This window comes from Methylobacterium phyllosphaerae (assembly GCF_001936175.1).
Classification (GTDB): Bacteria; Pseudomonadota; Alphaproteobacteria; order Rhizobiales; family Beijerinckiaceae; genus Methylobacterium; species Methylobacterium fujisawaense.
Genome location: NZ_CP015367.1, coordinates 1,210,595 through 1,222,500 on the forward strand (window position 1 = coordinate 1,210,595; position 11,906 = coordinate 1,222,500).

Consider the following 11,906-nt stretch of genomic DNA (forward strand, 5'->3'; position numbering starts at 1 on the left):
CCCGGCGCATGCCAGGCGCGCCCGCGGCGGTGCTGGCGCGGCGCGGGCGGCACGCCCACCTTGGGATCGCATCGGCGCCGCTACGCGCGCCCCTCGCCCGGATCACCCGCGGCGGGGCAAAGCCAAGGACTCCAGCCGTGGATCCCGCAACCGCCAAGACCCTGGTTTCCGCCGCCCTGGTCGCCGCCATCAGCCTGTTCAGCGTGGTGTCGCTCCAGGCCTTCGTCGCTCAGATCCTCGCGGACCTCCGCGACGCCGGGTCCGCCCCCAGGGCGGTGCCGGTCCCGGTCCGCGTCGACCGCCGGATTCCGCCGCAGGCCTGATCGGTCCGAGCGGGCGGCGTCAGCCCCGTCCGCCGGGATCTTCCGACGGATGCCGGTCAGGTCCCCTCCTGCCGGGCCCGCTCGCGCAGGATGAACTTCTGCACCTTGCCGGTGGAGGTCTTGGGCAGCTCGCCGAACACCACGTGGCGGGGGAGCTTGTAGGAGGCCAGCCGCCCCCGGCACCACTGGATCAGCTCGTCGGCACTGGGGGATGCGCCGGGCTTCAGCTCCACGAAGGCGCAGGGGGTCTCGCCCCATTTCGCATCGGGCTTGGCCACCACCGCCGCGGCGGCCACCGCCGGGTGCTTGAACAGGGCGTCCTCCACCTCGATCGACGAGATGTTCTCGCCCCCCGAGATGATGATGTCCTTCGAGCGGTCCTTGAGCTGCACGTAGCCGTCCGGGTGCTTCACTCCGAGGTCGCCGGTGCGGAACCAGCCGCCCTTGAAGGCGGCCTGCGTGGCGGCGGGATTCTTGAGGTAGCCGCGCATCACCACGTTGCCGCGCATCATCACCTCGCCGATCGTGGCCCCGTCGGCGGGCACCGGCTCCATCGTCTCAGGGTCGCGGACGTCGAGGGCCTCGAGCACCGGATAGCGGACGCCCTGGCGCGCCTTCTTGGCCGCCCGCTGGTCGGCCGCGAGGGCGTCCCAGTCGCCGTGCCAGGCATTCACAACCGCCGGCCCGTAGCTCTCGGTCAGGCCGTACAGGTGGGTCACGTCGAACCCGGCCTCCGACATGCCGGCGAGCACCGCCTCCGGCGGCGGCGCGGCGGCGGTGAAGAACGCGACGCGCTTGTGCAGGTCGCGGCGCTCGGCATCGGAGGCGTTGATCAGCATCTGCATCACGATCGGCGCCCCGCAGAGATGCGTGACCCCGTGCTCGTCCATCAGCCGGTACATGGCCTCCGCCCGGACCTGGCGCAGGCAGACATGGGTGCCGGCCACCACCGACAGGGTCCAGGGGAAGCACCAGCCGTTGCAGTGGAACATCGGCAGGGTCCAGAGATAGACCGGGTGCTGGCCGAGCCCGCCCGTGATGACGTTGCCGAGCGCGAGCAGCGCCGCCCCCCGGTGGTGGTAGACCACGCCCTTCGGGTCGCCCGTGGTGCCCGACGTGTAGTTCAGGGCGATCGCGTCCCACTCGTCGTCCGGGAGACGCCAGTCGTGCTCCGGGTTGCCGCCGGCCAGAAACGATTCGTAGTCGGTCTCGCCGAGGCGGGCGCCGGGGCCGTCGTATTCGGGATCGTCCACGTCGATCACGAACGGCTTGGTCTCCAGCCCCTCCAGCGCCGCGGCGGCCGTGCGGGAAAATTCGCGGTCGGTGATCAGCACCGCGGCCTCGCCGTGTTCCAGGCAGAAGCGGATCGCGCCGGCGTCGAGGCGGGTGTTGAGGGTGTTGAGCACCGCCCCGGTCATCGGCACGCCGTAGTGGCACTCGATCATCTCGGGGGTGTTGGCCAGCAGCGCCGCCACGGTGTCGCCCCGGCCGATCCCGCGCGCCGCCAGCGCCGAGGCGAGGCGGCGCGCCCGGGCGTAGAGGTCCCGGTAGGAGCGCCGCAGGGGGCCGTGGACCACCGCCACGTGCTCGGGAAACACCCGCGCGGCCCGGTCCAGGTAGAGCAGGGGGGTCAGCGGCTGGTGGTTGGCCGGGACGCGGTCGAGGTCGCGGTCGTAAATCGTGTCGCGGGCCATCCCCGTCCTCCCGGCAAAATGTTGCCGGGACCGTAGCTTGCCGGGACGGGCGCGATCAATCGGGCGGGCGCGGGCATCCTCAGTGGCGGGGCTCGTCCTCGGGCTCGGGCAGGAAGCGGGCGAGTTCGAAGCCGATCTCGATCATCAGGTGCTCGATCCGGTCGGTGAGGGTCGGCCGGTGCAGGGCGCGGGCGAGGTCGCGCAGGGCGATGATGTGCTCGGCCATCCGGTTCACCACCCGCTCGCTCTGCACGAGATTGGCGGCCTGCTCCTCGGTGCGGTCGATGGCGATGCCGCGCCCCCGGGTCGCCCCGCCGGCGGGGTCCCGCTCGATCCGGCCGCGCATCAGCAGCGTGCGGATCCCGGTGCGCGTGTCGCGGGTGCGGAACTCCGCCTCGACCGGACCGCCGGTCTCGGCCATCGCGTGCAGGTAGCTCTCGATCCGGATGCGGTCCTCGGGATGGGTGTGATCGAGGAACACCTCGAGGGACACCCCGCCGGCGGCGGCCTCGGGGTCGAGGCCGAGCAGATCCGCGAAGGTGGCCGAGAGCGCCAGCTGCCCCGCCCAGTAATCGTGGGCCCAGGTGCCCACGACGCCGGAGGCTTCCAGAACGGCTTGCGGGATCGGGGCTTCGGCCGCGCCAGTCCGCGCCGGGGCGACACCCGCTTTTAAACTTGAGGTTTTCACCCCCATCGGACTCCTCGTCTCACCCGCGCTCACGCTACGGTATCCGAGCGCCGCTGGAAAGGCTGTTAACTCTCTATATGCTAAGAATCTTAACCTGAAGTTTAGATGGATAGCCTGTGGCCGCATTGGGCCTGGATCTTCGGAACGACGCGCCGTCTTAACGGGTCGTTAACCATGTCGGCCGCAACCTGCCTCGGGACATCCTTGGGTCACAGGATCGCGGCACGCCGCAAATTCCATACCTGAGGTTGATCCAGACGGCGCAGCGACCGGCGGTCGCGGGCGCCCGAACGGATGCACGGGGCCTTCTGGAGGACGCCCAGGATGAAAGCGATCACCTTCGTCACGCAGAAGGGCGGCAGCGGCAAGAGCACGCTGTGCATCTCCCTGGCGGTGGCCGCCCGGGAAGCCGGCCACACGGTCTGCATCCTGGAGATGGACCGGCAGGCCACGATCTCCGACTGGCTCGACCACCGCACCGCCGACGGCCCCGAGGTGGCGCAGATCGACGCCACCCAGATCGACGCCGTGATGGAGCGCCTGCGCGAATCCGCCTACGATTACGTGTTCATCGACACGCCGGGGGTCGATTCCACCGGCACGCTGTCGGCGATCCGCGCGGCGGACCTGTGCATCATCCCGTGCCGGCCGACCCCCGCGGACCTGCGGGCGTTCAAGCCGACGCTGGCCGCCGTCTACCGGCTGGAGAAGAAGTTCGCCTTCGTGCTGAACCAGACCCCGCCGCGCTCCTACCGGGTCCGCGACGCCGCGGACGGGCTGGCGGTGCTCGGCATCCTGCCCGACGTGAACATCGTCGCCCGCACCGACCACCAGGACGCGATCGGCCTCGGGCAGGGCGTCACCGAATTCAACCCGAAGGGCCAGGCCGCCGGGGAGGTCCGCCGCCTCTGGTCCTGGATCGAGCGCCGCACGCAGCCCCTGAGGACGGGTCAGCATGTCCAAGCCGCCTAAGCTCAGCCTCGCGGCGATCGTGGCCTCGGCGAGCCCGCAGGTGAAGCCCCTCGCCCGATCCGCGCCGGCGGTCCGGCCGCAGGGCGCCGAGATCGTGTCGTTGACCCTCGCGCCTCCGGTGCCGAAGCCCGCGGCCACGCTCAAGCAGCGGGCCCGCCAGATGTCGGTCTATCTGGAGCCGCCGGTCTACGACCAGCTGCGCGACCTCGCCTACGCCGAGAGGACCAAGATGCACGCCCTGATTCTGGAGGGCCTCGATCTGCTGTTCAAGCAGCGCGGCGCCCAGTCGATCGCGCAGCTGACCGACGCGCAGTCCCGCTGAGGGCAGGCGGCTCCGCCTCCCTCCCCCGCGGCGGGGAGGGAGATGCCCTCCGGGAGCGCCTTTCCCCTTCTCGAACAGCCTTTTATGCGTCGATCCTGAGATCACGCACAAACCGCCCGGCGCCGTCGGGCGCAGCGCCTGAACCCCGACCTCCGGCAACGTTCAGGCTTCCTTTACGCGATCCCTACAATTCTGGGTGGACCCGGCCGCGGGCCTCTTGGCGCGTCCGGATCCGGTCCGGTTCGGGCCCCGGCCACGCGTAGAGTTTGGTGACCCCCACGATGGTGCGCACGACGCTTCCCCGGCCGGCGCGCCTCGCCCTGCGGCTCATGGCCGTCTCGGGCGTGGCCCTGGCCACCGCCAACTGCGCCACCTCGCCCCAGCAGAAGCTCGCCGCCGGGAACGGTATCGACCCGAAATACGGGGTCAAGGCGAGCCCGCGCCTCTACAACGAGGGCGACGTGATCCCGAAGGGCGGCGGCCGCCGCTACACCGGCAAGCCCTACGTGGTCGCCGGCCAGACCTACGTGCCGAAGGAGAATCCGAACGGCTACGTGCGCGAGGGGCTCGCCTCCTGGTACGGCTCGGCCTTCCACGGCCGCATGACCGCCAACGGCGAGGTGTTCGACCGCCACTCGATCGCCGCCGCCCACCCCACCCTGCCGCTGCCGAGCTACGCCCGGGTGACGAACCTCGACAACGGCTACTCGATGGTGGTGCGCGTCAACGACCGCGGCCCCTACCATGCCGGGCGCGTCATGGACGTGTCGGAGGAGGCGGCCGACGCCCTGGGCTTCCACCGCAAGGGCACCGCGCATGTGCGCGTCGAATATGTCGGCAAGGCCTCGGTGGCCGGCAGCGACGACCGCAAGCTGCTCGCCAGCCTGCGCACCGACGGCCGGCCGGCCGGCCGCTCGACCGTGATGATGGCCGATCTCGGCCCGACCGAGGACACGGAGCGCTACACGCGCTCCGCCCCGGCGCCGCTGGCCTTCCGTCCCGCCCAGGATTCCGCGTCGGAGCCCGCCGAGACCCCGGCCGCGCGGCCCGAGAGGACGGCGCCGGTGCGCGCGCCGATCATGCTGGCCTCCGCCGCCGTGACGGTCCCGGCGGCCGTGCAGCCCACCGCCCCGCGGGTGCGGGAGTTCCGGCCCGCCCCCGTCCAGACCGCCGCCGCCAAGGGTGGCGGCGTCGGGGCCGGCAACCTGAAGGTCGCGGGTCTCAACCCGGCCCTCGCCCAGGGAGCGCCCCAGGCGCCTGGGCATGCCGCTGCCGGGAAAATCGCCTCGAAACCCGGCTCGGCCGCCCGTCCGGCGCTCGCCGAGGTCCACGGCCGGGGGGCTCCGGCGCCCGGCCCGACGAAGCTCGCCAAGGGCCCCTCCGCGCCGCCCTCCGCGCCGCTGCCGGCTTCGGCCAAGCTCGCCATGGCACGCCTCGCCGCCGTGCCGGCCAAGCCCGCGGCAGCCGCGCCGTCCAAGGCGGCGCCCGGCAAGTCCGCGGCGCCTGCCAAGTCCGCAGCGCCTGCCAAGTCCGCGGCGCCCGGCAAGGCGTCACCGAGCAGGATCGCCGCCCCTGCCGGCGCCCATCACGCCCGCCTGGCCGGGATCTACTGACGCCGCCCGCGGCGTCGGCCATCGGGGCCTCGGCCGGATCCCGGCCGGGTCTCGGCCGCCGATGCGGCATTTCGCGTTCGATCCGGCGCCGAAACCGTAATATGGTCACGCTTGTTATTGGGATACGGCCGGGATGCTTCCGGGCCGGCGGCAGGCGTGGGACGGAACGGTGATGCGCAGACCCCTTCTCACCCTCCTCGCGGCCGCCTGCGCCCTGGGCGCCGGCCTCGCCGCCGCCGCCGCACAGAGCTTCCAGACCGCGGCCCCGCACGCGATCCTGATCGACGCCGATTCCGGCTCGGTCCTGTTCGAGAAGGCCGCCGACGAGCGGTTCTCGCCGGCCAGCATGGCCAAGCTGATGACCACCGACATCGTGTTCGAGGCGCTGAAATCCGGCCGCCTCTCCATGGACACGGAGTTCACCGTCACCGAGGACGCGTGGAAGCGCGGCGGCGCCGGCGGGGGCGGCTCGTCGATGTTCGCGCAGGTCAACAGCCGCATCAAGATGGCGGACCTGCTGCGCGGCCTGATCGTGCAGTCGGGCAACGACGCGGCGATCACCATCGCGGAGAACATGGCCGGGTCCGAGGAGGCCTTCGCGGGGCTGATGAACCAGCGCGCCAAGGAGATCGGGCTGACGAACTCGACCTTCCGCAACGCCACCGGCTACGCGGCGCCCGACCAGAAGGTCACGGCCCGGGACATGGCCAAGCTCGCGCTGCACATCATCGACACCTACCCGGATTACTACAAGATCTTCTCCGAGAAGGAGTTCACCTGGAACAAGATCCGCCAGCAGAACCGCAACCCGCTGCTCGCCCTCGACATCGGCGCGGACGGGCTCAAGACCGGCTACCTGGAGGAATCGGGCTACGCGCTCACGGGCTCGGCGGTGCAGAACGGCCAGCGGCTCGTTCTGGTGGTCTCGGGGCTGAAGAGCGCCCGGGACCGCGCCTCCGAGTCGCGCAAGCTGATGGAATGGGGCTTCCGCGCCTTCGAGCCCCGGCAGGTCTTCACGCCGGGCGAGACCGTGGCCGAGGCCTCCGTGTATGGCGGCCAGTCGGGCTCGGTGCCGCTGGTGGCGAAGAAACCCGTGCGGGTCCTGCTGCCGCGCGGCTCCAGCGACCGGGTCAGCGCCAAGGTGATCTATACCGGGCCCCTCGTCGCCCCCGTGGAGGAGGGCCGGCGAGTCGGCGTCCTGCGCATCCAGCGCGGCGACACGGTCGCCCTCGACCAGCCCCTCTACGCCGGCGCCTCGGTGGAGCCCGGCACGCTGTCGCAGCGGGCGATGGATGCGGCGCTGGAATTCGGCACCGGCCTCGTCCGCAAGGCCCTCGACCGGGCCGGCAAGGGCGGCGACAAGGGTGGCGACAAGGGAACGGACAAGGGTGCTGCCGGGGCGGCCAACCCCTCGTGACGGCGCGCGCGTGACCGTGCTGCGGCTCCGGGATCCCGCGGAGGCGGGCGGCGCCTTCCTCACCTTCGAGGGGGGGGAGGGGGCCGGCAAGTCGACCCAGATCGCCCGCCTCGCCGCGACCCTGCGCGCGCAATCGGGCCGGGCCGTCTGCGTGACGCGCGAGCCCGGCGGCTCGCCGCGGGCGGAGGAGATCCGCACGGCCCTGCTCGACGGCGTCGCCAAGCCCTACGGCCCCTTCGCGGAAGCCCTGCTGTTCAGCGCCGCCCGGATCGACCACCTCGACCGCTTGATCCGTCCGGCCCTGCGCCGGGGCGAGATCGTGCTGTGCGACCGCTTCATCGACTCGACCCGGGCCTATCAGGGCGCCGCAGGCGGCCTCGATCCCGGGATCGTGGACGCCCTGGAGCGGGTCGTCGTCGGCCCGACCCGGCCCGACCTCACCCTGATCCTCGACCTCGCCCCCGAGGCGGGCCTCGCCCGCGCGGCCGGGCGCGGCGCCGGGACGGGACAGGGGGCCGACCGGTTCGAGGCCGAGGCCCTCGACTTCCACATCCGGCTGCGGGAGGCCTTCCTGGCGATCGCCCGGGCCGAGCCGGAGCGCTGCGCGGTGATCGACGCGTCCCGCGATCCCGACGCGGTCGAGGCGGCGATCCGGGCCGTCGTCGCGTCCCGGCTGCCCGAGCTTCTGCCCGACCGGCCGAAGGGGACGGGCAGAAGCGGCGATGCGGTGTGAGCGGCGGCGCTCCGCGGCCGGTTTGCGGCGTGCCCCGTCCGGGCTATCGTCCGGATGGAAACCGCCGCTCCCTGGCGCTGACCCGTCAAGGTCGAGCCGGCGCACGATCACGGGGTGCAGGGCGCGTCGGCGGTGGAACCTCCGCTCGCCCTTCGTTCCGCGCGCGAGAATGCCGGAGAGGCCCATTCTCGGCACGCAGGCTCGGCACGCCGGGCCGCGCGCGACCGGCACGGGGTGGGTCGGTGAGGCCCGGGCGAGGCCGGTGCGACCGGCCCAGGGGCGTTCCGAGGGGCGCTCTCGGGGGCGCTGGGCACCGCCCCCGTGGGCTTCCGGAAGCGCAGCGGTGCCGGAACCGCCAGAGGAGCGAAGGCTCGCATGAAACCCGTGGACCGCGCCGCCGACGACGTCGAGCCCGGAGACCTGTCGGGCATCCCGCGCCCGCGCGAGACCCTCGGGCTCGTCGGCCACGGGGCGGCGGCCGACGCCTTCGCGGCCGCGATCGCGGCGGGCCGCCTGCACCATGCCTGGCTGATCGGCGGCGCCCCCGGCATCGGCAAGGCGACGCTGGCCTACCGGGTCGCGCGCCGCCTGCTCGCCCATCCCGCGGGCGGCGGGCCGGCGGGCCTCGACGTGCCGGCGGACGATGCCGTCATCGGCAAGGTGGCGGGCCTGTCGCACCCGAATCTGGTGGTCCTGCGCCGCCACCGGACCGCCGGCACCAAGACGCTGCCGACCAAGATCTCGGTCGACATGGTGCGCCGGGCCCTCGACCTCTTCGCCTCGACGGCCACGGATTCCGGCTGGCGGGTCTGCATCCTCGACAGCGCCGAGGATCTCAACGCCAACGCCGCCAACGCCCTGCTCAAGGTCCTGGAGGAGCCCCCGCCCCGGGCACTGTTCCTGATCCTGTCCCACCAGCCCGGCCGGCTGCTCCCGACCATCCGCTCCCGTTGCCGGGTCCTGATGCTGCGCCCGCTGTCCCCCGAGGCGGTCGCCCAGGTGGTGCGCGGCCTGCCCGAGCCCTTCCCGCAACCCGACGAGGCCGCCCTGGCCCGGGCGCTGGCCCAGTGCGAGGGCTCGGTCGCCCGGGCGCTGGCGATGCTCGATCCGGTCACCGCCGGCCTCGTGGCCGAGATCGAGACCCTGCTGGCGCGGGCGCGCACGCCCGATTGGGGCCGGGTGCTCAAGCTGGCCGAGACCCTGGCGGGCCGCGACGCGGAGGCGCGGTTCGAGGCCGCCCAGGACGCGGTGCTGCGCTTCGTCTCGGCCGAGATCGACCGGCGCCGGGACGAGCCCCCCGCCCGCCTCGCCGCCCTGGTGGAGGTCGCCGACCGGTTCGGCCGCGCCGCCCGGGAGGCGGCGATCTACAACCTCGACCGGCGCCCGGTGATGCTGTCCCTGTTCGGGGACCTCGCCGAGGTGGCGTAGGGCCGGACGCGGCGGTGCCGCGGGCGATGGGCGCCGTGAGAGGCCGCCGCGTGAGGCCGCCGCATCCCGTCGTCCCGGGGCCGCCCGGCGGGGCCTGGGATCCAGACACGCCGAGGCGGCACGGCCTCGCACGGACGGTGTTCCCGGGTCGCCCGGCTCCGGCGTGCCCCTCCGGGTCCGGGTTCGTCTGCGGCGCCCCGGGGTGACCGCGCGGATCGATGGGCGCAGGGCATCACCGCCCGGACGCGCCGCCCGCACCTTGACAATGTTCCTATTTTGTGCTTCCTGACCGCACCTGTCCGCGGCGTCCCGGGAGCGATCCCGGGGCGTCCTTCGGGGACCCGCCCGGTGGCTGACCGGGCGGGTCCGGGGGCGGGGCGGCGCCCGCGTCGGTGGCTCTCAGCCGCCATCGCCCCGGGCGGCGGACCGGTGCGGGGCGTGTCTCGGAAGCGGGCGTGAGACCGGGCGGCAGTTTGCCCGGCGGGGTCGAGGAAATGCCCCCGCGCCGACCCGCCTCTGGGCCGACCCTGAGCGACCTGCGGACCCGCCCACTACGAGGCGGGGGGCGGCTGGAAGGCCACGGCGCTGATGCGGGTTCCGGAGGTGCGGGCACGGCGTGCCTGGGCCTCGCCCGAGACCGCTAACAGGGAGTCGCAGGACCGGGGCGCTGGAGACGCCGCGACGAGAAAGACGGCACCGGCCGGGGGAGGCGCCCGGTCGATGCCGCGGGGCGCCGCGGGGATCGGATCCCGCGCGACTTTGGCCGACACCTGGGTTCCCGCGGCGTCCCTCGTGTTCGCTCCCGGGCCATGCCCCCGGCGCCATCGGCGCGCGGGGACGATGACGCATGTCCGGAGACGGTCGACGACGGCCGCCTCCCGGACCGGCCGCCGTCGCGGCAGCGCCGGTCTTGCCGGCCGCGACGGTTGCGTCCCGGCTCCGGTCGCGCGACAACGCGGGCAGCTTCCCGCGCTCATCCGGAACACCACAGACGTGACGTCCAACGCCCCGGCGCCCCTGAAAAAAACCTTCGGCCTCTCGACCGCGATCTCCTACCCCAACGGCGCGCCCCATATCGGCCATGCCTACGAGGTGATCGCCGCCGACGCCATCGCGCGCTTCCACCGGCTCGACGGCTACGACGTGCTGTTCTCCACCGGGACCGACGAGCACGGGCTGAAGATCCAGCAGGCCGCGACCCGGGCCGGCACCACCCCGCGCGCGTATGTCGACGGCACCGCCGCCCGGTTCCAGGCGATGGCCGACCGGCTGGACTGCGCCTACGACCGCTTCATCCGCACCACCGAGCCCGGCCATTCCGCCGCCGCTCAGGAGATCTGGCGGCGGATGGAGGCCAACGGCGACATCTACCTCGACAAATATGCCGGCTGGTACTCGGTCCGCGACGAGGCCTATTACGACGAGGCCGAGACCCGGCTCCTGGAGGACGGCAGCCGCCGCAGCCTCGCCACCGACACGCCGGTCGTGTGGATGGAGGAGGAGAATTTCCTGTTCCGGCTCTCCGCCTATCAGGACCGGCTGCTGCAGCTCTACGCGGACCAGCCCGACTTCATCGGGCCGGACACCCGCCGGAACGAGGTGGCGAGCTTCGTGCGCTCCGGCCTCAAGGACCTCTCGGTCAGCCGCACGAATTTCGACTGGGGCGTGCCGGTGCCCGGCCATCCGAGCCACGTCATGTACGTGTGGGTCGATGCGCTCACCAATTATCTCACCGTCACCGGCTTCCCCGACGGGTCCGATCCGCGAAAAAAATTCTGGCCGATGGATCTGCACATCATCGGCAAGGACATCGTCCGGTTCCACGCGGTCTACTGGCCGGCCTTCCTGATGTCGGCCGGGCTGCCCCTGCCCAAGCGCGTCTTCGGCCACGGCTTCCTGCTCTCCAAGGGTGAGAAGATGTCGAAGTCGCTGGGCAACGTCCTCGACCCGTTCGAGCTTGCCGACACCTATGGCGTCGACCCGGTGCGCTACTTCGTGCTGCGCGAGGTGCCGTTCGGCGGCGACGGCAGCTACAGCCACGAGGCGATCATCGGCCGGATCAACGCCGATCTCGCCAACGACCTCGGCAACCTCGCCCAGCGCTCGCTCTCGATGGTGGCCAAGAACTGTGACGGTGCGGTGCCGGATCCGGGCAGCCTGGACGAGGCCGACCGCGCCCTGCTCGCCCAGGTCGATGCCCTGCCGGAGCGCGCCCGCACCCTGATGGGCGACCTCGCGCTGCACAGCATCCTCGCCGAGATCTGGGCCGTGGTGGCGGAGGCGAACCGCTACTTCGCCGCCCAGGAGCCCTGGCGCCTGCGCAAGTCCGACCCGGCGCGGATGAACGCCGTGCTCTACACGACGCTGGAGGCGTTGCGCGTCTTCGGCATCCTGACCCAGCCCTTCGTGCCGGGGGCGGCCGCCAAGCTCCTCGACCTGCTGGCGGTGCCGGCCGACCGGCGCAGCCTCGCCGCCGTGGGGGAGGGGGGCCGGCTCGTGCCGGGCACGGCGCTCGCCGCCCCCGCGCCGATCTTCCCGCGCTTCGAGCGCCCCGAGACCCCGTCCGCCTGACGAATCTTGCCGCCCGACGGCCCCGAGACCCGATGCTCATCGACAGCCACTGCCATCTCGACTTCCCGGATTTCGCCGCCGACCTGCCCGGGGTCATCGCCCGGGCGAAGGCCGCGGGCGTCACCGGCATGCTCACCATCGCCAC

At 72.8% G+C, this 11,906-nt stretch carries 11 protein-coding genes (1 of these 11 cut by a window edge); 9 read left to right on the forward strand and 2 right to left on the reverse strand.

Annotation, left to right across the window (positions count from 1 at the left end):
• The first annotated feature begins 137 nt into the window (after positions 1-137).
• Positions 138-323 carry a hypothetical protein gene (locus MCBMB27_RS05310; RefSeq protein ID WP_053609826.1) on the forward strand — a complete coding sequence of 62 codons (186 nt, stop codon included), beginning with the start codon at positions 138-140 and terminating at the stop codon, positions 321-323.
• 56 nt (positions 324-379) lie between these two features.
• On the opposite strand, the gene MCBMB27_RS05315 is transcribed toward MCBMB27_RS05310, so the two are convergent.
• Together MCBMB27_RS05315 and MCBMB27_RS05320 are read right to left on the reverse strand one after the other, a co-directional pair.
• Positions 380-2,017 (reverse strand): acyl-CoA synthetase, encoded by a 1,638-nt coding sequence (locus MCBMB27_RS05315; RefSeq protein ID WP_053609825.1) that lies wholly within the window; start codon positions 2,015-2,017, stop codon positions 380-382.
• Between the two features lie 79 nt (positions 2,018-2,096).
• Complete coding sequence (locus MCBMB27_RS05320; RefSeq protein WP_051044948.1) at positions 2,097-2,711, reverse strand: PAS domain-containing protein; 615 nt, start codon at positions 2,709-2,711, stop codon at positions 2,097-2,099.
• A 318-nt stretch (positions 2,712-3,029) separates the two neighbouring features.
• Between MCBMB27_RS05320 and MCBMB27_RS05325 the strand changes: the two genes are divergently transcribed.
• The 8 genes from MCBMB27_RS05325 to MCBMB27_RS05360 all read left to right on the forward strand — a co-directional run.
• Complete coding sequence (locus MCBMB27_RS05325) at positions 3,030-3,677, forward strand: ParA family protein (RefSeq protein ID WP_043354541.1); 648 nt, start codon at positions 3,030-3,032, stop codon at positions 3,675-3,677.
• Positions 3,661-3,999 carry a ribbon-helix-helix domain-containing protein gene (locus tag MCBMB27_RS05330; RefSeq protein WP_043354543.1) on the forward strand — a complete coding sequence of 113 codons (339 nt, stop codon included), beginning with the start codon at positions 3,661-3,663 and terminating at the stop codon, positions 3,997-3,999. The genes MCBMB27_RS05325 and MCBMB27_RS05330 overlap by 17 nt, the downstream gene beginning before the upstream one ends.
• Before the next feature lie 281 nt (positions 4,000-4,280).
• Positions 4,281-5,612, forward strand: a complete 1,332-nt coding sequence (locus MCBMB27_RS05335) for a septal ring lytic transglycosylase RlpA family protein (protein ID WP_043761076.1) — start codon at positions 4,281-4,283, stop codon at positions 5,610-5,612.
• 172 nt (positions 5,613-5,784) lie between these two features.
• Positions 5,785-7,029 carry a D-alanyl-D-alanine carboxypeptidase family protein gene (locus MCBMB27_RS05340; RefSeq protein WP_043354561.1) on the forward strand — a complete coding sequence of 415 codons (1,245 nt, stop codon included), beginning with the start codon at positions 5,785-5,787 and terminating at the stop codon, positions 7,027-7,029.
• A gap of 10 nt (positions 7,030-7,039) precedes the next feature.
• Positions 7,040-7,762, forward strand: a complete 723-nt coding sequence (gene tmk, locus MCBMB27_RS05345) for a dTMP kinase (RefSeq protein WP_078947163.1) — start codon at positions 7,040-7,042, stop codon at positions 7,760-7,762.
• A 375-nt stretch (positions 7,763-8,137) separates the two neighbouring features.
• Positions 8,138-9,190: a DNA polymerase III subunit delta' gene (locus MCBMB27_RS05350; RefSeq protein WP_043354545.1), complete on the forward strand. Its 1,053-nt coding sequence runs from the start codon at positions 8,138-8,140 to the stop codon at positions 9,188-9,190.
• Between the two features lie 993 nt (positions 9,191-10,183).
• Positions 10,184-11,761, forward strand: a complete 1,578-nt coding sequence (gene metG / locus MCBMB27_RS05355; protein ID WP_075380019.1) for a methionine--tRNA ligase — start codon at positions 10,184-10,186, stop codon at positions 11,759-11,761.
• 32 nt (positions 11,762-11,793) lie between these two features.
• Positions 11,794-11,906, forward strand: partial view of a TatD family hydrolase gene (locus MCBMB27_RS05360; protein ID WP_075380020.1) — the beginning only. Its footprint extends 691 nt past the window's final position; only the first 113 of its 804 coding nucleotides appear in the window; it begins with the start codon at positions 11,794-11,796; the stop codon falls past the right edge of the window.

Coding starts and splice junctions, on each gene's coding strand:
- MCBMB27_RS05315 (WP_053609825.1), bottom strand. CDS start 2,017: ATGGCCCGCGACACGATTTACGACCGCGACCTCGACCGCGTCCCGGCC.
- MCBMB27_RS05320 (WP_051044948.1), bottom strand. CDS start 2,711: ATGGGGGTGAAAACCTCAAGTTTAAAAGCGGGTGTCGCCCCGGCGCGG.
- MCBMB27_RS05325 (WP_043354541.1), top strand. CDS start 3,030: ATGAAAGCGATCACCTTCGTCACGCAGAAGGGCGGCAGCGGCAAGAGC.
- MCBMB27_RS05330 (WP_043354543.1), top strand. CDS start 3,661: ATGTCCAAGCCGCCTAAGCTCAGCCTCGCGGCGATCGTGGCCTCGGCG.
- MCBMB27_RS05335 (WP_043761076.1), top strand. CDS start 4,281: ATGGTGCGCACGACGCTTCCCCGGCCGGCGCGCCTCGCCCTGCGGCTC.
- MCBMB27_RS05340 (WP_043354561.1), top strand. CDS start 5,785: ATGCGCAGACCCCTTCTCACCCTCCTCGCGGCCGCCTGCGCCCTGGGC.
- MCBMB27_RS05350 (WP_043354545.1), top strand. CDS start 8,138: ATGAAACCCGTGGACCGCGCCGCCGACGACGTCGAGCCCGGAGACCTG.